The 22,977-nt window shown below is 57.5% G+C and carries 18 protein-coding genes; 7 read left to right on the top strand and 11 right to left on the bottom strand.

Translation table 11 applies throughout. From position 1 onward, the window contains the following. Positions 1 to 264 precede the first annotated feature (264 nt). The 4 genes from AAAX59_RS08305 to AAAX59_RS08320 form a co-directional block, all read right to left on the bottom strand. Entirely contained in the window at positions 265 to 1,434 is a 1,170-nt protein-coding gene (locus AAAX59_RS08305; RefSeq protein WP_199409482.1) for an ATP-binding protein, read from the bottom strand. A gap of 228 nt (positions 1,435 to 1,662) precedes the next feature. Beyond that, positions 1,663 to 3,039, bottom strand: coding sequence for an MATE family efflux transporter (locus AAAX59_RS08310; RefSeq protein ID WP_349071436.1), 1,377 nt, complete (start codon positions 3,037 to 3,039; stop codon positions 1,663 to 1,665). Positions 3,040 to 3,126: 87 nt separating this feature from the next. Further along, the gene (locus tag AAAX59_RS08315) at positions 3,127 to 4,755 is read right to left on the bottom strand and encodes an amidohydrolase (protein ID WP_349071437.1); all 1,629 of its coding nucleotides are present in this window, start codon (positions 4,753 to 4,755) and stop codon (positions 3,127 to 3,129) included. 315 nt (positions 4,756 to 5,070) lie between these two features. Further along, the gene (locus tag AAAX59_RS08320; RefSeq protein WP_349071438.1) at positions 5,071 to 6,063 is read right to left on the bottom strand and encodes a helix-turn-helix transcriptional regulator; all 993 of its coding nucleotides are present in this window, start codon (positions 6,061 to 6,063) and stop codon (positions 5,071 to 5,073) included. 128 nt (positions 6,064 to 6,191) lie between these two features. On the opposite strand from AAAX59_RS08320, the gene AAAX59_RS08325 reads away from it, so the two are divergent. Next, complete coding sequence (locus AAAX59_RS08325) at positions 6,192 to 6,383, top strand: hypothetical protein (RefSeq protein ID WP_117746649.1); 192 nt, start codon at positions 6,192 to 6,194, stop codon at positions 6,381 to 6,383. 35 nt (positions 6,384 to 6,418) lie between these two features. On the opposite strand, the gene AAAX59_RS08330 is transcribed toward AAAX59_RS08325, so the two are convergent. After that, complete coding sequence (locus tag AAAX59_RS08330; protein WP_349071439.1) at positions 6,419 to 7,828, bottom strand: APC family permease; 1,410 nt, start codon at positions 7,826 to 7,828, stop codon at positions 6,419 to 6,421. Between AAAX59_RS08330 and AAAX59_RS08335 the strand changes: the two genes are divergently transcribed. Then, entirely contained in the window at positions 7,827 to 8,096 is a 270-nt protein-coding gene (locus AAAX59_RS08335; RefSeq protein ID WP_147325424.1) for a hypothetical protein, read from the top strand. The two genes, AAAX59_RS08330 and AAAX59_RS08335, sit on opposite strands and share 2 nt — an antisense overlap. Before the next feature lie 278 nt (positions 8,097 to 8,374). On the opposite strand, the gene AAAX59_RS08340 is transcribed toward AAAX59_RS08335, so the two are convergent. The 3 genes from AAAX59_RS08340 to ptcA all read right to left on the bottom strand — a co-directional run bounded on the left by AAAX59_RS08340 (position 8,375) and on the right by ptcA (position 12,595). Further along, positions 8,375 to 9,580: an agmatine deiminase family protein gene (locus AAAX59_RS08340; RefSeq protein ID WP_349071440.1), complete on the bottom strand. Its 1,206-nt coding sequence runs from the start codon at positions 9,578 to 9,580 to the stop codon at positions 8,375 to 8,377. A 368-nt stretch (positions 9,581 to 9,948) separates the two neighbouring features. Continuing rightward, positions 9,949 to 11,388 carry an APC family permease gene (locus tag AAAX59_RS08345; RefSeq protein ID WP_349071441.1) on the bottom strand — a complete coding sequence of 480 codons (1,440 nt, stop codon included), beginning with the start codon at positions 11,386 to 11,388 and terminating at the stop codon, positions 9,949 to 9,951. 133 nt (positions 11,389 to 11,521) lie between these two features. Further along, positions 11,522 to 12,595 (bottom strand): putrescine carbamoyltransferase, encoded by a 1,074-nt coding sequence (gene ptcA, locus AAAX59_RS08350; protein WP_349071442.1) that lies wholly within the window; start codon positions 12,593 to 12,595, stop codon positions 11,522 to 11,524. Positions 12,596 to 12,925: 330 nt separating this feature from the next. Here ptcA and AAAX59_RS08355 point away from each other — a divergent pair, with 330 nt between their 5' ends. Next, positions 12,926 to 13,891, top strand: coding sequence for a LuxR C-terminal-related transcriptional regulator (locus AAAX59_RS08355; RefSeq protein ID WP_349071443.1), 966 nt, complete (start codon positions 12,926 to 12,928; stop codon positions 13,889 to 13,891). Positions 13,892 to 14,218: 327 nt separating this feature from the next. Here AAAX59_RS08355 and AAAX59_RS08360 read toward each other — a convergent pair whose 3' ends face one another. Together AAAX59_RS08360 and AAAX59_RS08365 are read right to left on the bottom strand one after the other, a co-directional pair. Next, entirely contained in the window at positions 14,219 to 16,429 is a 2,211-nt protein-coding gene (locus AAAX59_RS08360) for an ABC transporter permease (protein ID WP_349071444.1), read from the bottom strand. Further along, entirely contained in the window at positions 16,419 to 17,204 is a 786-nt protein-coding gene (locus AAAX59_RS08365) for an ABC transporter ATP-binding protein (protein WP_349071445.1), read from the bottom strand. The genes AAAX59_RS08360 and AAAX59_RS08365 overlap by 11 nt, the downstream gene beginning before the upstream one ends. Positions 17,205 to 17,352: 148 nt before the next feature. Between AAAX59_RS08365 and vsr the strand changes: the two genes are divergently transcribed. From vsr to AAAX59_RS08380, 3 genes are all read left to right on the top strand, one after another. Further along, positions 17,353 to 18,342 (top strand): DNA mismatch endonuclease Vsr, encoded by a 990-nt coding sequence (vsr, locus tag AAAX59_RS08370; protein WP_349071446.1) that lies wholly within the window; start codon positions 17,353 to 17,355, stop codon positions 18,340 to 18,342. Between the two features lie 499 nt (positions 18,343 to 18,841). Continuing rightward, entirely contained in the window at positions 18,842 to 19,771 is a 930-nt protein-coding gene (locus AAAX59_RS08375; protein ID WP_349071447.1) for a helix-turn-helix domain-containing protein, read from the top strand. 56 nt (positions 19,772 to 19,827) lie between these two features. Beyond that, positions 19,828 to 20,451 carry an HAD family hydrolase gene (locus tag AAAX59_RS08380; RefSeq protein ID WP_349071448.1) on the top strand — a complete coding sequence of 208 codons (624 nt, stop codon included), beginning with the start codon at positions 19,828 to 19,830 and terminating at the stop codon, positions 20,449 to 20,451. A gap of 333 nt (positions 20,452 to 20,784) precedes the next feature. Here AAAX59_RS08380 and AAAX59_RS08385 read toward each other — a convergent pair whose 3' ends face one another. Then, positions 20,785 to 21,642 carry a class II fructose-bisphosphate aldolase gene (locus AAAX59_RS08385; RefSeq protein WP_022095149.1) on the bottom strand — a complete coding sequence of 286 codons (858 nt, stop codon included), beginning with the start codon at positions 21,640 to 21,642 and terminating at the stop codon, positions 20,785 to 20,787. A gap of 337 nt (positions 21,643 to 21,979) precedes the next feature. Between AAAX59_RS08385 and AAAX59_RS08390 the strand changes: the two genes are divergently transcribed. Further along, a complete protein-coding gene (locus AAAX59_RS08390; protein WP_349071449.1) occupies positions 21,980 to 22,783 on the top strand; it encodes a DeoR/GlpR family DNA-binding transcription regulator in 804 nt (267 codons plus the stop codon). Positions 22,784 to 22,977: the final 194 nt, after the last annotated feature.

Raw genomic sequence — 22,977 nt, forward strand, 5'->3', positions numbered from 1 at the left:
TCGGGCACTTGGAACGGGGGAAACGGCGGTCGACGAAACTGGAGAGGAGGTATTACGAGCTCCTGTGCGAATTGGAGAGAACGCTCCCGCAAACTGCCTCTTGACAACTTATAGGAGCGTCGGTTTTATTGAGTATTTGTTGCGATGTGCTCGGCATATCCAAATAAGTCTACTCACTTGCATCTAAGACGCACCAGATAGGCAAAAACCGCCGCAAAAAGGGGGCCGGTTCCCTTCGCGGCAGCCGTTAATACGCCGAGCTTGTTATCGTAAAAGCCAATCACGCGCCGAAACCACACTACAGTCTTTCGACTCATACGTTGAGTCCACGCGGGCCACAACATAGCGCGCATCTTTTGCAATGTCGATCTCATCGCATACAGTCTGTAGATGGCGGGCGTACTTATCGTGATACGTTCTGGATGATTTTATTTCGATAGCCTTGGGACTCCCTGAGTTTGTACAGTCGAGCAAATCGATTTCACGCTTGCTGTCGTCCCTATAGAAATACAGCTCGGGATTCTCGCCCACGTTGAGATGGCTCTTCGCCGTTTCGGAAACGATGAGGTTTTCGAAAACGGCCCCCAGATAAGGGCTCTCCAATAGTTGCTCCAGTGATCCAATTTTGAGCAAGTAGCAGAGCAGCCCCGTGTCGTAAAAATAGAGCTTGGGCGTTTTAGTTAGACGCTTCTTGGCATTTGCATAATAGGGCTGCAGCGAAAACGTCAGGTAGCTCTGCTCCAGAATGGACAACCAGCTTTTAATGGTCGATACGCTCACGCCCGTATCTCGAGAAAGCGAGGATATATTGATGAGGGCACCGACGCTCTGAGCAATTATGGACAGAAACTTATGAAACTCCGCCTTATTGCGCACATCAAGCAAGCCCACAACATCGCGCTCAACATAGGTATCGATATAGCTGGGAAAATAAACCGAGGACGGCATTCCGGCGGAACGCAGGCGAGGGTATCCCCCTTCGAGCGCGAACAAATCCACTTCCAGCTGCCCCTGCTGGCCCCTCTCCGCTTCTCGAAACGATAATGGCAGCAATTTTAAGATCCCGACTCGCCCGGCAAGAGACTGCCCGATGCTTTTCATCATCAAAAAGTTTTGCGAGCCTGTAAGGATGTATTGACCGGCGTCTCCCCGCTCATCCGAAACAACCTGGATCATTGAAAACAAATCCGGGGCGTATTGCGCCTCATCGATGATGAGTCCGCCCTTTCGGTTGCGGATAAAACTCACCGGATCCTCCAAGGCCGCGCGCCTCGTTTGAGGGTCCTCAAGCGTGACGTAGGAATAGTCGGGAAAGGCATGCCGAACCAGCGTAGATTTACCACTCTGCCTAGGCCCTGTCAACGACACAACAGGAAACCAGCCTGCCATGCGAATGAGCAACTCATGCAAATCCCTGTTAATGAACTCAGCCATATCAACGCCCCTTATTACGCTGTTACCGTAATCGAATAGTTCCATTCTCCATAATCTTATAGTAGCGTTTACCATAATCTTATAGTAACCCAGTTCAAAAGCATTATTTATAGAGCCGAAATCTCAGACCCTAAATAACAAAAGCCACCACAATGGGGGCTGTCCCCATTGTGGTGGCTTGCAGGCGAGTTAACTTGTTCGACTATCGTACGCCAGCCATGTCCGAGCCTAGAGCGTGGCAAGGCGCTTGGACTCGTGCGCGGCGAGCGCAATGGAGATGATGCCAGTAATGGCATCGGCCACCACCAGGGCGATCCACACGCCCTCGACACTCATCATGTTGCCGAGGAGGTACATAAGCGGCACCGAGCAGATCACATAGCGAAGCAGGCCCGTAAACGTGGCGACACCCACCTTCTCGACCGCCTGGAAATACATCGACATGGTCATGGCAAGATAGCCCAGGGCAACAGCCAGGATGACAGTACGCGTGGCGTTGGCGGCAACCTCAACGAGCGCAGGATCGCTGCCGGCAAAGAAGGCGCACACCGGGGTGGCGGCAAGCCAGAGCGCGACGGTGACCAGCGCCAGCGTCACAACCTGGTACTTAAGCGTGCAGGAGAGCGTCTCCTTAAGGCGTGCCCAAGCCTTTGCGCCGGCGTTGAAGGCAGCGATGGGCTGCAGACCGTAGGAGAAGCACTGGGCAACCATCATGGTAATGTAGAGGATGTAGCCGTTGATCACGCCAAAGGCTGCGATGTAGAGCGAGCCCATGTCGCCGCCGAGCGAACCCAAAAGCGAGTTGGCAACGGTATTAAAGATAAAGGTCGCACCCTGGACCAGGAAGAACGGGAAGCCGATCTTGAAGATCTGGCCGCAGATGGCGAGGTCGAGCTTAAGGTCGGCCAGGCTAATCTGGAGCTGGGACTTTTTGCCCCCGATGAACCAGAAGATACCGATGGCCCAGATACCGATGGAAAGCCCGTAGTACACGCCGGCGCCCATAACGCCAAACTTGAGCACAAACGTGGAAAGCGCGAGCCAACAGATGGCGACGATGGCCGAAACGGTCATGAGGTTGGCCTGGATCTGAACCTTCTCGTCCACACGCATCACAGCGGTGATCATCTGGCCAATGACCGTGAGCGGCAGCAGCACGGCGAAGGTGCGCACGCCGGCAACGGTATCGGCCATGATGTCGGGCGTGGCGCCAAAGAATGTGCAGATGGGCTCGGTAAACACTGCCATCACCACAGCAAGCAGCACACTCACGATCGTGGTGAGCCAAAAGCCCTGGCTAAAAGCCTTGCTTGCGCCCTTGATGTCGCCGGCACCCAAAAGGTTGCCCACCACGGCGGGCACGCCGGTGCCAAACAGGTTGCCAAAGGCCAGGTTGATGTACTCGACCGACATAATGATCGAGACACATGCCAGGCCGTGGGCACCTAGGCCCCAACCCATCACGAGGCCCTCAAGGACCACCATGATGATCTGGGCGAGCATGCCCTGGCCGGTGACGATGGTGTACTTACGCACCAGACCGGGAATCGGTTGGGAGGCGAGCTCGCGCTCCTCCTCCACGGCAGCGGTTACTTCTTCTGCCATTGTTCTCCCCTTTCCTTGAGAGAGTAGTGCTGAATGGATGTCAGGCGGCTGACAACTGGCACCAAGCCGCCCAATCAAACGATGGCGCTATGCCTCAAAGACCACCTTGCCGGCGATCATCGTGAGGGCTGCGGTAGCCTCGAGCACCTCGGCCGGCTCGCAATCAAAGAGATTGCGGTCGAGCACGCAGATATCTGCCTGTTTGCCGCACGCGAGCGTGCCGATGCGGTCCTCGGCATGCATGGCGTAGGCGCTGCCATAGGTGTAGGCGCGCAGAGCCTCGGCCATGGTAATGCGCTCCTGGGGGAACCAGCCCTCAGGGTTGGAACCGTCCTCGAGCATGCGGAAGACCGCGCCGTACACCTCCTCCATGGGCTCCAAGCCCACAACGGGGAAGTCACTGCCCAGGTGCACCACGGCTCCGCTGGCAAGCAGGCTATGCAGGGGCCACGAAAGCGCGGCACGCTCGGGACCCACGGCTTCGTCCTTGGCAAGGTCAGCCATATCGAGCAGCATGTGCCACGGCTGCATGCCGGGGCAGACGCCGAGCTCGGCATAACGCGGCATATCCTCGGGTTGAATCGTCTCGTTGTGCTCCATGGAGTGGCGACAATCCCGCTTGCCATGCAAGCGCTCGCCCTCCTCAAAGCAATCGAGCACAAAACGCACCGAGCGATCGCCGATTGCATGGATGCGCGTGTCAACGCCCCATTCCTGCGCCCTCAGGATGGCAGCACGGATGCGCTCCGGCTCCTCCGCGGGCTCACCACAGGTGTCGGGTGCGTTGCTATAGGGTTCAAGCATCCAGGCGGTATGGTCGGAGCACACACCATCAAGGAACTGCTTAAAGCCGTGCCACTCCACCCGCGTACCCGGGAAGGCGTATTTCTCCTTGATCTGCTCGAGCGTCAAGGACTCGTTTTCGAACAGGTCGGTGTACAGGAACACGCGCAGCGGCAAGTCGCCCTTGGCATTAAGACCTGCCAACACCGCATACGGGTTTTCCATGCTCACAAACGTAGGATTGACCATGCCGACCGTAGTGATTCCCAGGGCATTGGCGCGCCGGGCGGTTTTTGCAAACGACGCGTCAACAACCTCGGGCGCTGGGTCGTAGACCTCGTCCATAAAGAAGGCGCCGGCGTTGTTGGAAAACACGCCCGTCAGATTGCCGTCGGCATCCTTAAGGATCTTGCCGCCTGCGGGATCGGGCGTCTGCGAAGTTACTCCCACCTTGTTGATGGCGCAGGTATTGGCACTAAAGGTATGCAAGTCAACCTGCTGCAGAAATACCGGGCGGTCGGAGATGTACTCATCGATCATCGCGGCCGTGGGCATCTCGGGGACATCCCACTGGAACTGGATAATCTGGCAGCCCAGAATCCACTCGTTATCGGGATGGTCGGCCGCAAACGCCACGACACGTTCCATCGCCATCTCAAAACTGGTGCAGTCGATGAGGTTGACGGCAAAATCGGGGTCGGTCATAAACGCGCCCTGGGCAAAATGCGTGTGCGAGTCGATCAGGCCGGGCATGACGAGCTGGTCGCCAAAGTCGCGCACCTCGGTATCGGGACCGATAAACGGTGCCAGGTGAGCATCGTCACCGCAGGCAACGATTTTATCGCCCCGCACGGCAACGCCGCCCTTAAACGGCTCGAGCCCATCGCCGGTAAAGACGGCGTCGCTCTTGATAACTACATCAGCCTTGTCCATGCGAGCCTCCTCAGGCATCTTTGGTTGTAACGCGGACGCACCGCCCGCGTGGGCACTCGGTTGGGAGCGTAGCGCTCCCGCATCGGCGCGTGCCTACAAGCCGTGCTCGGACGTCTGTCCCACGTCCGCGGCTTCGCGCTACACCCATTGATACACAGGGGCAAATCCGTGCCAAGGCCAGGGACCGCAAACGGTCAGTTTAAGCAGGTTTACACGCTTTACCTGCAGGTTTATTGTCTGAGATTATTACCGCTTCATTACGCCCAACGGTGTGGCCGCCCACACAGCAAGACCCGCATGCGAGGAAGAATGAGGCTAGAAACGCCAAAAGGTATCTATAAGGTCATCTCGGTTGGAGACGCCGCTTTTAACGTAGATGCGATGCAAGTGTGCCTTGACCGTGCCAGGGCTGATGACCAACTCGCTGGCGATGTTTTGGGCGTCGTTGCCCTTCAGCACCAGCGTGAGCACCTCCTGCTCGCGCCGTGACAGCTTATGGGCGTCGGCATAAATCACCACACGCGATGCGAGATCGTCCTCAGAGCTTGCGCTCTCGGCTGCCACGTCCTCATCGGCACGCGGATGACGGGCATACACACGCAGGATATGGCTAAACTGGCAAAAAAGCTGAGCCGCGCATACCACGAGCAGCACGTTTTCGGAGATATTGCGCTCGGACAGATACCACAAAAAGAGGCCGATGACGGGGTTTTGGGAGTCGGGGCGGCAGAACAAGATCATGTAGGTGTCCTCGGCGATCACGCAAAACACAAGAACGAAGGCCACCTTCCAAAAGAGCTTTGAGCGGTCGAGGTCGAGTTTCTCAACACGCGTTGCTCTGTACCGGTAATGCCAGGCGGCATAGGCAAGACATCCTACATTACCCAGGTCACGCGTGAGCCAAAAGAGATACTGCTGCACCTCTCCGGCAGCGCCGCTGCGAGGCACCAGCAGCAATTGCAAGATTGAAAACGGCACGATAGCGAGTCCGAGCATGCGCGACGTCGGTCTTTTGCGCAAGCGCGCAAACATCCATAGCACCACGCAGGCATAGATGGCAATACCAAGCACGCAGCGCAGCAAGGGGTGCTGCAGCGGCTCGCTAAAGGTAACGGCGTAGTCGTATTTGAGCCGATTGTACTCGTCAAAAAAGATGACCGACATATCGAGCATATAGAGCAAAAAACCCGCCGCGGCCACGAGGCTGTCGCGACGGCGCGTCATGAGCCAAACCACCAATGCCACGGCACTGGTCACCAGAGCCACACCCATGATAATCGTGGTGTAGATATAGAACGCGAAACTCATGCCCGCCTCCCCTGTCTAGATGCTGTGAGGATGTTGACAGATTCTTTGCCGCAAGATTAGACTCACCGATTAAACGTACTGTATCGTTTAGATAAACAAGCTGTGTCTCACCGATGAAAGGAGATGCCATGACACCGATCGCTCCGCTCAAGATGCTCGTCGCGCCCGCCGCCAAGGCCATCACCCGACTCGGTTCTTCCATGACCTACGACAATGTCCCCTGCGCCGTTGAGGCGCGTTCGGACAGCTGCCCCTACCTGGGCCACGTCCCCTACTTTGCACCCAAGCTCGCATCTGATCCCGAGCAGCGTGAGCAGTAATCCAAGATGCATCTAGCACCGCACAACTCGCGGCGCTACTGTTTTGGTGCAAAGCGACCTGTCCCCCTTGCGCCAACGCCGGGATTGTCGATGCTGCGGCCGCGGCGCGATATGAGGCGCGAAACCTCGCCCAGCAACACGCCGATCACCACACCCATGAGGATCGGCAACTTTGACATCTCGGTGGGTGAACTGTTGAGCGGCACAATCGTAGCGATAATCGAAAGCACGAGCTCTACCACGGGAATCGCGAGCGCCACCGCGAGTACCTTGCCCTCGAAGGGCGCACGGAACACACGCGGGCGACCGTCGTATTTGCGCAGACGCCAAAACGCCGGGAACATCGGGATATAGCTCATGAGCAGAAAGACGACGTTCATCGAGAAGAAGACCCAAAAGACGTCGGAACCTTCACCCAGCGGAATCTGAAGTAGCAGCACCAAGCTGGCAAAACAACCGTTAATGAGTGCCGAGCCGTTGGGCATGCCGGTCTTCTTGGACACCAGCGCAAAGGGACGCGGCATGTTGCCATGGCGCGCGGCATAGCTCGCCACGTTGTTGACGCCAAAGCTCCAACAGATCATGTTGGCAAACAGCGTTACCAGAAAGGCCACGCCCACGACCATCGTCAGCGGGTGAGCGCGCCCCACCATGGCGGCAACCGCGTCCACAATGCCCGAATCGAGTGAAAGCTGCTCGGTGGGAACCGCGGCTCCAATACCGATGCCACAGATAATGTAGATCGCCGCGATGGCAACGCCACCGGCGATAACCGCCTTGGGGATATCGCGCGATGGGTTCTTCATCGTGCTGGCAAAGGTCGCGACCACCTCAAAGCCCATAAAGTTGAATAGGATGATTGAAAGATACGTCAGTGAGTTAGTGTCTCCCAGATCGGGGACAAATGTCTTAAACGACATATCGTTGGCAAAGCCGTTGTTGCAGGCAAACCAGATGCCGATGATTCCCACCACGGCGGTAATGAGCACCTTGATGACGGCGCCGCCATCCATGACCCAATCGGCCTCGGCCACCGGCTGCATTGCCATGACCGTGACGCCCCACACAAAGGCAAGCTCGATGGCAATTCGGACCCCAAGCGAAAATTCGATGCCCCATACCGCATTGATGACACTGGGGAACATGCAGGCGATACTTGCCACCCACAGTGGAAAGTTGACCCAATAGCACCAGGAGCAGCGTGCACACCAACGGTCTCCCAAGCCCAGGCGAACCCAGTCGTACAGGCCGCCCTCGGAATCGAACGCCGTACCGAGCTCGGCCACCACCAGGCCATAGGGAAGCAAAAACGTAATGATAAGGAAGATCCACCAGAAGAACTGCACGTTACCCATGGCAGATGCCGGAGCAGCCGCCTCGATGGTAAAGACAACGCAGATAACCGAGAGGATGACCTCGAACAGGGAGAACTTTTTACCTGCCATGGCACGCTTCCCCTACAGCAAAAAGGATGGCATCTGTACCGAAGGCGCAGCCCAAGGTAGGGTTGCAGGCCGCGTCACCGGTGCAGGTGCCATCCCAAAGAGAAGAGAGGATGCAATTGTTGGACCAACGCTCGCGGAACAGGCGCGTGTAGATAACGATACGCTGGTACATAGATACTCCGATCAAAACGGCCGCGATTGCGACCGGAATCTTTTGGCAATTGAAGACGCGTCTGACCTGGGATATTCAAGCGAACAATTGGCCTAACCCGCAATAAATCCCAGATCAGACGCGTACTCAATCAAAGAGGCGGGCACTCCGAAGTGGAGGCAACGGAGTGCCCAAAGAAAAACCCAGCCGACCAAGACATCGAATAAACCGACCATCAATGCCCCGAGATGGTCACGGTGCGATTCACCGACTGTCCGATTGATCGGCTGGGTTTCTGAGGTGCGGCAGATTGCCCTGAAAGAGGAGGGCATAGACCTTAAGGGTCATGCCCGACGATTGAAGGGCAAGGTGCCGTGCCTCGGGAAGACAGACAATTACGCGGACGGCTCCTGCTGAGTAATGCAGTGGATGTTGCCGCCACCGAAGACGACCTGCTCGGACTGAACGCTGACGCACTTGTAGACGCCCTCGCCCCAGACCTCGTCGTAGATCTTCTGGAGCGTGTCGACGGCCAGCTGGTCGTTCTCGTCGCCGTACTGCGGGACGATAACGCCGTGGTTGGTCACGAGGTAGTTCATGTAGGAGGCGATCAGCGGCTCGTCGGGGACGCGCGGCTCGGCGTTCTCGTCGGCGTCGATGGTGTCGCAGGAAGCCTGGTCCATGAACAGCGGGTTCACGGGCATGCAGAGCTTGTAGACCTTCATCTTGCGGCCCTTGGCGTCGACGGCGTTGGAGAGGGTCTCGTAGGCAGCGTGGCACTGCTCGTAGAACGGATACTCGGGATCGTCGGTCCAAATGCAGGCCATGACGCCCGGCGCGATGAACGTGGCGACGTCGTCGATGTGGCCGTTGGTCTCCTCGGGGTCGATGCCCTCCTTGACCCAGATGACCTTCTCGACACCCAGGTAATCCTTGAGGTGCTCGTCCATGTAGGCGCGAAGCTCCTCGCTCCAGGGCTCAAACTTCTTGCGGTACTTGGGCCAGATGGACTCGGGATCCTCTTCCTCCTCCAGAACCGCAGAGCAGGTGCGGCCCGGGGAAAGCAGGCACTGGTCGGTAACGACGAGGGTGCCCTCGCCGTCGACGGTGATGGAGCCGCCCTCGAGGATCATGTCGTCGGGACGATAGCGGCGGCAGCCGGAGAGCTCGGCCATCTTGAGGGCGATCTGCTCGTCCTTGTCCCACGGGAAGTACAGGCCGTCGACGAGGCCGCCGTAGGCGTTGAAGTGCCAGTGGTTGGCGCGCTTCTCGCCCTTGCCGTTGATGACGTAGGTGGCGGCAGTGTCGCGGAACCAGGCGTCGTCGGTGGTCATCTCGATGACGGTGACGTTCTCGTCGTTCTCGAAGACGGCCTTGCAGTTGGCGTAGTCGACCTGGTTGGCGCACATATAGACCGGGGTGAACTCGGAGATGGCGCGGGCGATGGCGGCATACTGCTTCTGGGCCGGCTTGGCGCCGTGGGCCCAGGTGTCGGTGCGGTGGGGCCAGCCCATCCACACGCGATCCTGCGGGGCGAACTCGGCGGGCATGAAGAAGCCGTCGGCCTTGGGGGTGGACTCGGACTCGGTGATCGTACGCATAAGATTTCCTCCAAATCGAACGATCGCTTGCTGCGGGCGGGTTACCCGCAGCCTAAAACCAAGAGATGGTAGGCGCCCGTTCCCCGGCAAAGGTCGGGGCGCCCGGTGCCGGTTTTCACGGAATCGCACCGGCAAGCGACGACGTAACCAAGTGCGCGGAGACAAAACGCACGAAGGATACGGAAGAGAGATTGGGGTGGGCGGTGGTTACCGGAGCTATCGCTCACACTCACCCCGGGGGAATGGTTAGCAAACCTGTCGCTTGGACACGCCTCCGAAGAGGCTAGAGTGCCCGGAGTCGGGAGCGACAAGCCCGACGAAGCGCGCGTTGGTACACGAGGAGGGTTGGAGCCCCAGAACCGGGTGCTCTAGTTCTCCTCGGCCTCGGCGGCCTCCTCAGCGAGACGCTGGGCTGCGAGCTCAGGGGTCAGACCCTTGTACTCGGTCTCGCGGCCCTTAGCGCTGACGACGCGGACGACCTCGCCGATGAGCACGAGCACGATGAAGATAACGATCATCGGGACCTTGTCGCCAATTTCAGCAGCGGAGAACGGGATCAGCGTGGCAACGATGGCAAGAACCAGCTCGATGCAGGGGATGGCCAGCATGACCTTCATCATGGCGCCCTTAAACGGGAACGCGAAGATGCGCTCACGGTTGGGGTCGTTCTTACGAAGGTTGAGGAACGCCGGGAACATCGGGATGTAGGTCAACAGCAGGAAGACGACAGAGGTGCCAAAGAGCATCCAGAAGACACCGTTGGAGATGGCGTCGATGGGAACGAGCTGCAGGCACAGCACCAGGGAGGCAACGACAGCGTTGACCAGGTTGGCGCCGTTGGGCATGTCGTCCTCGGAGATCATCGAGGCGAAGACCTTGGGCATGTTGCCGTGCTCGGCAGCGTAGCGAGCAACGGAGTTAACGCCGAAGGACCAAGCGGCCATGTTGGCGAACAGGGTGATCAGGAAGGCGATGCAGATGACCTTAAAGATCATGGAGTCGCCCACCATGGTCTGGACTGCGACGATCATGCCGTAGTCGGGATCGATGGAGTCGGCCGGCACGGCGGCGCCGATGCCAAAGCCAGCGAACAGGTAGATCACGGCGATGGACAGGCCACCGACGATGATAGCCTTGGGGATATCGCGAGCGGGATCGGCCATGTCGTCGGTCATGGTGCAGATGACCTCGAAGCCCATGAAGTTAAAGATGATGATCGACAGGTAGCCGAGAGCGTTGGTGTTGGTGAGCTCGGGCAGGAAGGTGGCAGCGGACATGTCGTTCGCAAAACCGTTCTCCATGGCATACCAAATGCCCAAAGCGCCAACGATAACGGCAACGGCGACCTTGATGATGGCGCCACCGTTAAGGACCCACTCGGAGTCGGCCGCCTTGGAGCGGCCCATGAGGTAGACGATCCACACAAAGGCAAGATCGATACCCATCTTGGCGATCAAGTTGAACTCGACGCCAAAGACCATGCCCAAAATGTCGGGGAACATGGTAGCCAGCGAGGCGATCCACAGCGGGTAGTTGACCCAGTAGTAGTACGAGATGCGGGCGCCCCATTTGTCGCCCAGGCCATCGCGTACCCAGTCGTAAATGCCGCCCTCGCCGTCATAGGTAGTACCGAGCTCGGCGACAACCATGCCGTAGGGAAGCAGGAAGGTCAGGATCAGGAAGATCCACCAGAAGAACTGCTGGTTGCCAATGGCAGCAGCAGGAGCGGCGGCCTCGCAAACGAAGACGACGCAGATGATGGTCGAAATGACCGTCAAGAAGGAAAGCTTTTTCTTTCCGTCGCTCATGATGAGCTCCTTCGCTCAGTCTTGGACAGATCCGAGGCCCTAAGGTATTAAGGCAATTGCTTGGGCCTCGGTGAGCGGGCGACAGGAGACGAGCATCCGCCGCCCGCAAACGTGCTTTTAGAAGCCTTGAGGCTTAGAGCTGCTCGAGAGCCTCGAGAGCGGCGTGGAGCTCAGCCTTGGCGGAGTACTCGACACCCTCGTCGTTGAGCGGGGTGCGCTTGCCCAGGGCGGCAAGGAGAGCACGGATGGAGTGCTTGCGGTTCTCGGCCTCGACCCAGCACAGGGAGCGCTCGGGATCGTCCATGACTTCGTCGACGACCTCCTCGTTGCGGGTGGCCGGCAGGCAGTGCATGAACTTGGAGTTGGGGCCGGCAAAGTTCATCATGTCCATGGTGACCTGATACTTGGGATAGAACACGTCCATGTAGTTCTCGCCCGAGACCTCCTCGTCGTACAGGCCATACCACACGTCGGTGTAGATGAAGTCGGCGCCCTTGATGCACTCGATGTCGTCGGAGATGACGACAGAGCCGCCGGAGACCTTGCAGTTCTCCTCGGCGATGGCCATCATCTGCTTGCCGAACTCGGCGCGCACCTCGACGGTGCCAACGTGCAGGCCGCCGTCGGGAATCTGGTGGCCCTTAGGTCCAAACTGGACAAACTTCATGCCGACCTTGGAGGCGATGAACATGAGGGAGACGCAGACCTGGGTGGCGTCGCCGATGAAGGCCAGGGTGCAGTCCTCGATCTTCTTGCCCTCGGGGAGGTTCTCGAGCATGGTCATGAGGTCGCCCATCTCCTGCGTGGGATGGTTGAACTCGGACATGCCGTTGATGACGGGCACAGCGGAGCCCTCGGCGAGGCCGACGACGTCCTTGTGACGGTCAACGCGAGCCATCATGATGTCGAGCAGCGAGCCCATAACGCGAGCGGTGTCGCCCAGGGACTCGTGACCGCCGAGCTGGATGGTGCCAGGGCCATAGAACTGAGCATGGCCGCCGAGGTCGGTCATAGCGGTCTCGAAGGAAAGACGAGTGCGGGTGGAGACCTGCTGGAAGATCATGCCAAGGCTCTTGTTGCGGAGCAGGTGCGGATAATAACCGTCAACCTTGATGGCCTTCTTCATTGCCAGACCAAGATCCTCGATAGCCAGGATCTGCTCTTTGGTGAAGTCGTTGGTGTCGATGAAATCCTTAGGCAGTGCCATGTCGATTTCCTTTCCGCCGGTCTTGCCGACTATTACTATGAGGCGCTCGAACATCACGCCTCGTGTTGACAAGACCATCATTCACCCGTATGCAATTTTTACCTAGTTTATTCGGGATTAAAGACCGTTCATGGAGTTACACCCCCTCTAAACCAATATAAACCCGCAGGTCAAGAGTTTACAGGGGGTTTACCATCTAGAACCGCGAACGGTATACGGCTATGCTGTATCTCGGCGCCTAATCCGCAATGAAACGAAGGGTTGAGACGTCTATATCCCACAAGGTATACAGAGCTCGGCCATAGAATAAATGAGATGGGACGGTGACAGATGAACACCCTGATGTTCTTCTATACCCTAGCGATACTCGTGATCTGTATTGTGACGGCGGCGCTCTCGCTTGCCGCCTATGCCTCGTCTCGTCGACGCTTCTTTATCTATGGCAGCGGCGTATTTATCTGCTATGCCATCGAGATGACCGAGATTTTCTTTTTTGAATACACGCTGCAAAACCAGAGTTTTCCAGCCAGCGACTATTACTCAATTACCATGCCTGTGTTGCGGACCTTTGTGGCGACCGCTTCGCAGGCTTTTATTTGGCTCATTGCCATGGATTTGCTCGACAAGCATTCAAAAAAGCAGTTTGTCATTCCCGTCGCAACGTTCTTGCTGAGCGAGCTGCTGATTATCGTCGCTGTCCCCTACGGCCCCATTCATCAATGGCTCTACTACACGATGCGTCAGGTATTCCTTGTTTTCGTGGGGCTATATATCTTTTGGACGGCACGCAAGAGCACGCAAGTCGAGCTGAAGGCACGCGTTAACAACCAACGAAAGCACCTGATTATCGGCGCTATTCTGGTCGGTTGCATCGTTGCCGAGGATTTCTACAACATTCTGATTGTCCCCATGAGTCTGGCGCCCTCTTGGCTGCAACTATATCTGTCCGAGCGCAACTTTAGCGAAAACGTCTTTGCCTGCTGCTTTGCGATTCTGCTGATCATCTACTCCTACCACGTGCTTTCAATCCGCATGCAGGAGGCGCCCGAGGAAAAGAACGTCAGCGATCTTGATCGACACATCGAAGAGCAGATGCCCTTCTATCGCAACGCCTACAAGCTCTCCAACCGTGAGACCGAAGTTATGCGTCTGGTCGTACTGGGCAAATCGAACCAAGAGATCGCTGACGAGCTATTCCTTGCCGTGGGCACCGTCAAGACCCACATCCACAACATCCTGGTCAAAACCGAACAGCAAAACCGCACGACGCTCATCCTCCACTTTTGGAAGCGATAACCTGCCAAAAAGGGACAGGTTTATTTTGGCAGGTTTTATCTGGGCAAACGTCCAAACCGACGTAAGGGAGTTGCCTTCCCTCGTGGCGGTCTTCTAGCAGAAAACCAAGTGAGTAGGCTTTTTGCAGAAGGCCGAGCACGCCCTAAAACGCCACAGCTCTGACCTGCAGTTTTATAGATCATTTGTCGCGATGTGCTCGGCAGGTTCAAAAAAGTCTACTCACTTGTATCTGAGACGCACCAGATTGGCAAAAACCGCCGCGAAAGGGCCCCTGGTCCCTTCGCGGCGGTCATACGCCTCTATTTTTGCGACGGTTTTGCCCGCTTGTTATTCGCTGTAGCGGGTGGCGATGGCAGCTTGTACCATGCCGGCGCTCATGAGGTAGGTCACCAGGAAGTAGCCGCCGTAGGCCGCCAGGAAGATTGCACAGGTGAGGCCCACGGTGCCGCCGATGCTCATATTTCCGAAAATGCTCACCAGCTCGATGATCACCTTAAGTGCCACAAAGGAGTGCACCAGGCCCACTGCCAGCGGGAACAGGAAGAATACCGCTTGCTGCGCCATCACTGAATGGCGGATCTGGCGGTCGTCGCAGCCGATCTGTGCCAGCACACGATAGCTGCGGCTGCCGTCGGCCACGTTGGAGAGTTGCTGGATCGACAGAATCGCCGCGCATGCAACGACCAATACAAAGCCGATGTAGATGGCTAGGTAGCTAATAAGACCGTTCATTTGCGCTGCTTGCGTGTACATCTCGGAGCGTGTGATGAAGGTTCCCCACGACCCCGGCTCCTTGCCGTCAACGAGCAGATTGTCGAGCACAGTGTTTTTAATGCTCTCGTCTGCCTCAGTCGTATCCATCCCCTGTTTGTAGTTAACGAGCAGGCTACTGGAATACGGCTGCAGATTAAGTTGGGACAACAGCTCGTCGGCAACGACGACGGTACCCGGATTACTGCCCATCGCCGAGTTGGCGATGGCCGCCGTATCTTCGTCCGACTTATCGGTTGCGGGCTTGAGCGTATGCCCGCCCAAGGTAAGGGCATGGCCGCCAGCCATATACTTGGTGTACAGGTCGACCAGCTCGCCGCCCATATCACATGTGAGCAGATACTGGTCGTGACCGATGTGCACCGGCTCCTCGCCCATCATCTGACGCAGTTTGTTGTACTGGCTCGCCGGCGTCACAAACAGACCCATCGTATCGGCATTGATACCCCCGAACGCCTTGGGAAGCTTTTCGCCCATGATCTTGCACATCTCACTTGGGGTCACCGAAGGATTCGAGCCGCCAAATGGGTAACTCAGATACGAATCGATCTGCACATGCTCACCGGCAACATCGGCGATATTGACCTTCTTGCCGGTCTCGTCGTTGTTGCCCGCCGACTTGCCCTTGCCGTGCCATGCAGGGTACAAATCGACCGTTGTATCGGCCAGCACCATGCGATCGGCCTCAGACGGATTGACATACCCTTTGTACCCTTTGTAGTAGTCGAGCGTATCGGGCGTGTAATAGACATACGTCTGAGACACATCAACAGGGTTATAGCGCTCCAGGTTTTCGTTCATCACGTTGGCAATCGACATACCGCACGTCACCGAGGTGATGGCCAAAAACAGGAGCATCGCGATGACGCCCATCGAAAAGCACACCGTGTTGACCTTGGCCGCAAGCTGGCGCACGGTAAACATGTTGAGGCCGCGCCAATACACGCCGCGCAGGCTCTGCAGCAGCTTGATGAGCATGCCCGAGAGTCCCCAGAACAGGGCAAAGGTGCCCACGGTAACCATAGCGGTCGTAATACCAAACTGGTTCATGGCCTCTTGCAGCTTGCTGTCCGTCGCGGTTAGCGGGAACCCATCACGTAGCAGACGGTAATAGGCCACGCCCACAAGCACCGCGCCCACGGCAAAGATGGCAATCGCGATCCAGGGGTTGCGTGTCTTGATGCTCTCGTTGCGACGCTCGGCACCCATAAGCTCGATGAGTTTGGTACGACGCACGGCGCGAAGGTTCAGCAGTAGCGTGAGCACAAACATTACGAGCATGCAGGCAAGGGTCAGATTGAACGCATGCACCGAGAAAAAGAAGTGGAAATTGGCGATCTGTGTCTTAAAAAGCGAGGCCGTAAAGAACGTCATGAGCTGGGAGAGTCCCACACCCAGCACAATGCCGGCGACAAAGGCCACGACCGACACTATCACGGTCTCGAGCGCCATGATCGTGGCGACGCGCCCACGCCCCATGCCGAGCACCTGGTACAGGCCAAACTCCTTCTTGCGGCGTTTCATGATGAAGTTATTGGCATACACCATCAAAAAGGCCATGACACCGGCCAAAAAGTACGTCAGGTCGCCGAGCATGCTGCCCATAACCTGCGCCAAGCCCTTTTCATCGATTCCGGCGATGTCGACCTGCATCGAGATGGTGTTAAAGGCATAGAAGACCGTGACGCCCAGGGTGAGCGTCAAAAGGTAGACGAGGTAGTCGCGGCCGGCACGGCGGACGTTGCCCCAAGCGAGTTTACAGAGCATCGGAGCCCTCACCGCCCATCATGGCAACGACCTCCATAATGCGGTCGAAAAACTCTCGGCGGTCGGTGTCGCCGCGGCGCAGCTCGGTGAAGATCTTGCCGTCACGGATAAACAACACGCGGCTCGTGTAGCTGGCGGCAAAGCTGTCATGCGTGACCATGAGCACGGTGGCGCGCAGGCGGCGATTGAGGGCCTCCAGGCTCTCGAGCAGCAGGCGGGCGCTCTTGGAATCGAGGGCGCCGGTGGGCTCGTCAGCCATGATCATGGTGGGGTCGGTGACGAGCGCGCGAGCCGCGGCAACGCGCTGCTGCTGACCGCCGGACATCTGGTAGGGATACTTGTCGAGCACCTGACTGATAGACAGGCGCGCGGCCACATCCTGCACGCGGGTCGAGATCTCTGCCGAGTTTGTGCGGGCAATGGTGAGCGGCAGGGCGATGTTCTCGCGCGCCGTGAGCGTATCGAGCAGGTTGGAGTCCTGGAAGATAAAGCCGAGCTCCTCGCGGCGGAACTGCGAAAGCTTAGCCTGCTTCATGCGCGTTACGTCCTGCCCGTTGATGCGGATGGTGCCGCTCGTGGCGCCATCGATGGTCGACACGCAGTTGAGCAACGTCGACTTGCCCGAGCCCGAAGCGCCCATGATGCCAACAAATTCGCCGCGGTTGACGGTAAAGCTGACGTCGTTGAGCGCACGGGTCACGTTGCCCAGCGCTCCATATACCTTTTCGAGATGCGCGACCTCCAGTACCGGGGTCGCCATGTGCGTGGTTTGCATACCGAGTCCTTTCTTGCGATTAGTCTACGGCATCTATAGTCGCAAGAAGACGAGTCGGCTACCATCGATATGGCTTACGCTTGCCTTACCGTTGTGTAAGGTACGGGTAGCTAGCCTGTCACGTGTTGATGTTGAGAGAGGACTCCTGTTGAAGACTATTCATGTTGCCGCTGGGATCATTCGCAAGGATGGATCTGACGAGCTGCTTGCCGTGCAGCGCGGCTACGGCGACATGCGGGGACTTTGGGAGTTCCCGGGCGGCAAGCTCATGCGCGGCGAGTCGCCCGAGGACGCCGTACGCCGCGAGCTTATGGAAGAGTTGCAGGTAAAAGTCACCAACCTGCGTGATTTCTATACCGTTGAGTACGACTACCCCGATTTCCATCTCTCCATGGAGTGCTACTACTGCTCACTCGCCGATGAATCCGATGAGCCCCAGAAGCACGACCGCCAGCTCGATATCCGCTGGATTCCGCGCACCTCGCTTGCCACGGTGGAATGGATGCCCGCCGACAAGGGACTCATTGATGCCCTGATTGAGTTGAAGGAAGACCGGCTTGAGGCCAACGGCGCTGCCAACGACGCCGAGGCCACCGCGACCGACGAGCCCGCCACCAAGCCCAAGCGCGCACCTAAGCGCCGTAGCAAAAAGCGCCCCAAACCAGGTCTGCTCGACGGCATCGATACCTCGGACCTTTCCGCCGACGAGCGCGAACTGGTGCGCCGTCGCGCCGCCATAAAAAAGTCCATGAAGGGCAACAAACGCGCGAACACCAAGCCCGAGCTGCTCGTACGACAGCGCCTGCGCGCCGCGGGCCTTACGGGCTATCGCTTGGAATGGAAGGTTCCCGGCAAACCCGACATCGCCTTCCCCGGACGCAAGATCGCCATCTTCGTCAACGGCTGCTTTTGGCACCGCTGCCCCAAGTGCAACCCCAGCCATCCCAAGCGCAACGTTGAGTTTTGGGAGGCAAAGTTCCATCGCAACGTCGAGCGCGACCGCGCTGCCGTGGCAGCACTCACTCAAATGGGCTGGACACCCATAACCATCTGGGAATGCGAGCTCAAAAAAGACCGCATCGACGCCACAATGGAAAAGGTCATCGAGCAGGTGCGCGCCGCAGAGCCGCAGCGCTAGGAACGAGCCGTCCACACGCCCCACACAGGCGAGCCACATCCGCGCCACAAACCTTAGAAAGCCCTTAAGCTCAAAACCTTTCAAGAATGTTACTCGATACCTCTGACCTGCAAGTTTCATCGTAACACCAAACCAGGTTAAGCCTTTCTTTAGCGCTTCTTTGCAGCAGCCGCGGCATAATACTGCCAACGCACGGGACCTAGCAGCATACCCCGAGCGCAATCTATTGGTGGACATCGAGGAGGCCGCATAAGCATGCATTCTTCCAATGACGCAGCACAGCAGCCATCCCTAAAATATGCAAACCTTTTCTCCTTCCCCCCGACACAGAGAAACGGTCTCCTCGACTCCCCCACCACAAAAACCAAGCGCTCAGCCGATCAGAGCCTCAACTTACGAGCATCCTTCGAAAAGCTCCAAGCATCCCTAGACAAGGCGTTCCCCGAACAGGCAAGAGCAATCTAAGCCCATTGCGCTTTATACTGATGCCATGCGAAACATGGATCACATAGAATTGCACCGCGGAGGACGCGAGGAAGCGTTTCCCGAGACCGCCGAAGACTGGCCCTATATTGCCGAACGCGCAGAATTCGCTCGCTATCCGGGCAATTCCGTCCCCTGGCACTGGCATTCCGAAGTTGAGCTTTTCTACATGGAGCAGGGAGCGATTGACTATCGAACGCGCGCGGCTCATGAGCACGTACGCTTTGAGGAAGGGTCCGCCGGCTTTATCAACGGCGGCGTTTTGCACAGCACGCTGCAATCGCCCAATTCGGCGCCAGCCATTCAAATGCTGCATATCTTTCAGCCGTCGATGCTCGGCGATCCCGCGGGACGTCTCCAAAAGCGCTATATCAACCCATTGCTGCAATGTCGAGGCGTCGATGTGCTCAAATGGTCGCCCACCAACCCCGACGATATGCCCTTTATCGATTTGCTGAAGAGTTCCTTTAACCACGACCTTCAACGGCCGCAGAACGAGATGGCGCTTCGGAATAGCTTGTCAGAGCTCTGGATTCAGATTTACGCCAAGGCCGAACCGCTCTTTTCCTCCGACAACGCCTCTTGGATGACCAGCCGCGACGTACAGTTCAAGGCAATCCTGGACTTTATCCGCGCAAACTATGCAGCCGCTATAGATGTGCCCCAGATGGCATCTGCAGCCGGCGTAAGCGAAAGAGAGTGTTACCGCATTATCGAAACTTGTGCAGGAACGACCCCGGCGGCATATCTACGCGCATACCGCATAAACCGTGCTTGCGAACTTTTGGCACACACCACGCGAACGGTACAGACAGTCGCGCGCCAATGCGGATTTATAACAGCAAGCCATCTTGGCCAGGTATTTAAAGAACAAATGGGGTGCACTCCTTCGAGCTATCGAGCAGCGAGGCAGAATCTCGATAGCACCAGGCAGAAATCCCGCTAGCCCTTCTTCTGTCACTGCATCAAACTTGCAGGCAAACAACGGATAGGAGCAATCATATGAAGCACTTTGACCATATCGTATTTGACGTTGATGGGACATTGGCAGATACAGAAGAAAGCGTGCTGTCATCGCTTGGCCAGATTGTCCAAGAAGAAACCGGCAAAACGCTCCCCCGACACGAGCTTGAATTTGCCCTCGGCATACCCGGCAAGAACGCCCTTGAGAAACTTGGGATCTACTCACAGGCAACGCTGGATCGCTGGTGCCAAGTTGCCGCCAGCTTTAAAAGCACCATCAGCGTGTTTCCCGGCTTGCACGAAGTTATCGCAACACTCTCCGACAACGGCTGCAAACTTGGCATCGTCTCCTCACGTGCGCGCGACGAATACGCAGAAGAAATTGCACCCCTTGGCTTCGATAAGTATTTTGAGCACATCATCCTTGTCGAAGACACAACCGAACATAAACCCGCACCCGCTCCCATGCTCGAATATCTCCGGCGTACGGGCGCGAATCCTGGCAACGTCGTCTACGTTGGCGACACCGTCTACGACGAACAATGCGCAACTTCGGCAGGGGTCAGTTTTGCCAGAGCGGCATGGGGATCACACCAAGACATCCCAAACGCCACCTACAACCTCAAAACCCCCAACGACCTGCTAACCCTAACAACCAAGTAACCCCCGCGCCCCACCCTTTCAGCCCCAACGCTACAAGGGCGACGACCTCGAGTAGGTCAACCTGGGAGGGACGAGGGCTTAGTTCCCCAATCTTTCCGCAGGGGGCAAAAAGCAACGTCTTATTATTCCGACACTAACGCCACAAGGGCGATTGAGCAGGACGGTTTGGGCGGGTCCCGTACTTAGTTTCCAAAATCATTCCGCAGCGCGAAGGCCCCCGTTGTCAACGCTTCGAAGAAGCGAGACAACGGGGGCCTTCATGCGCGAGGACGTTTTGGAAACTAAGTACGGGACCCGCCCAAACCGTCCGGTGGGATCAGAGTACCCTTGCTGTTACTCTGCTTTGCCCACAGAGTTGAGGTTGGTCATGCGGATCTTAACCAGCTCGGTGATCTCACGCATGCCCTCCTTGGCCGGCTTCTTGGGATCGAAGCAGGCGGGGTTCTCGGCCATGTAGGCCATGAAGCCCTTGGTGTAGGCCTGACGCAGCTCGGTGGCGTAGTTAACCTTGCAGATGCCGTTCTTCACAGCCTCGGCAACCTGCTCATCGGGCACACCGGAGGTGCCGTGCAGAACCAGCGGCACGTCGACGGCGTCGCGGATGGCCTTGACCACGGACTGCTCGATGTGCGGATCGCTCGTGTACACACCGTGGCTGGTGCCAACGCCAATAGCGAGGGAAGTGCAGCCGGTACGCTCGACGAACTCCTTGGCCTCGGCAGGATCGGTGTAGGGGCTCTCGCCCTCAACTGCGGGACCATCGTCCTCCTTGCCGCCAACCTTACCGAGCTCGGCCTCGACGGGCACGCCCATGGCGCGGCCAGCATCGGCGACGGACTTGGTCAGGGCGATGTTGTCCTCGAAGGACTCGTGCGAACCGTCGATCATGACAGAGGTGTAGCCGGTGCGGAAAGCCTGCATGCAGCGGTCATAGCCATCGCCGTGATCGAGGTGCAGGGCGACGGGCACGGAAGCGCGCTCGGCGGCAGCCTTGACCATGCCGTAGAAGTAGTCCAGACCAGCGGTCTTGATGGTGCCCGGGGTGGTCTGCATGATGACGGGGGACTTGGTCTCCTCGGCAGCGGCCAGAACGGCCATAACAAACTCGAGGTTCTCGACGTTGAACGCGCCAACGGCGTAGTGGCCGGCCTGAGCGTCCTTGAGCATCTTTTCGGTGGTAACAAGTGCCATGAGCGTTTGCTCCTCTCCCTCGCCCGCATCTGGACATCGGGCGTACGTGTCCGCAAGGCGTTTTACCTTGCGTTTTGCTGCGCTCATTGTATGAAATTCAGCGGCTTTGCACGTGCGAGATATTGAGCCCATGCAGGTCAATACCGTCGTTTTTGAAAAGTAAACGGAAGGAATTGAAGCCGAGCGGGCGTGTTCGATATTGAATTTTGTGCGTTCAACGTCTTTCTTTTATAGAAAAGATAAGTAATCGAAAGGTGTTTTCTTACTCAAAAAGAAAATGAACGAAAATAGAGTCAACACAATTCCTGCAAATTTCAGACGATGGAGTGGAGTGGATATGGCCCATGCAACAACCCGAGCTTTCGCCGATGAGCGTCGTTCTGCCATCATGGAAATGCTCGAGCATAACGCCTCGGTGCAGGTGGCAGAAATCGCCCAGACCTTTGGCGTGTCCTCCGTCACCGCCCGCGCCGACCTGGACGCGCTCGCCGAAGCAGGCAAGCTGCGCCGCACACATGGTGGTGCCGTATCGCTCCACAAACGCCTGACCGTCTCCACGCAGGATCGCCGCATCAATGTCAACGTCGCCGCCAAGCAGGCTATCGCGCAAAGCGCCATCGAGCTCGTCAATAAAGGCGACACGCTGCTCGTCGACTCGGGCACCACGGCGCTCGAGTTCGTCCGGCTCCTCGACCAGCGCGACGGCATCACCGTTATCACGGCCGACATTACCATCGCCGATTATATCGACGAGAGCATGCCCTCGGTCGATGTCGTCATGCTGGGCGGGGCGCTGCGCAAAGGCCATCGTTATTTGTACGGCCCGCTTACCATGCAGGCGCTCCAAATGGTCCACGCCGATCTTGCCGTCATGTGCCCTGGCGCTTTTGTTCCCGGCTGCGGCTTTACGACCGACTTTCCGCAGATGGCCGAGACTAAAGCGGCTATGGTCGGTGCCGCCCGTCAAAGCGTCGCCCTCATGGACGCCAGCAAGGTTAACGGACGTGGCATGTACCGTTTTGCCGAGCTTGCCGACGTCGACACCATCGTGATGGACAGCGACCCCGACGATGCCGTCGCTACCTCGATCGTCGAGACCACCGACGACGCCCGCCCAAATCTCGTCATCGCCGGCGCTTAAACAAAAACCACCACAAAGGTGCCTGTGAACTGCCTCCCATTTCTTGGACATCGGGAAATGGGAGGTTTGGAGTGGGAAGGATAAACTGGACTTTCTTTTAAGGATCCTCAAGCGTATTGCCGCTCGTATTCCACTGGAGACATGTAGCCCAGGGTGGAATGCATGCGCACCCTATTGTAATAGAGCTCTATGTA

The sequence above is a fragment of the Collinsella sp. CLA-ER-H2 genome, from assembly GCF_040092405.1.
Taxonomy (GTDB): domain Bacteria; phylum Actinomycetota; class Coriobacteriia; order Coriobacteriales; family Coriobacteriaceae; genus Collinsella.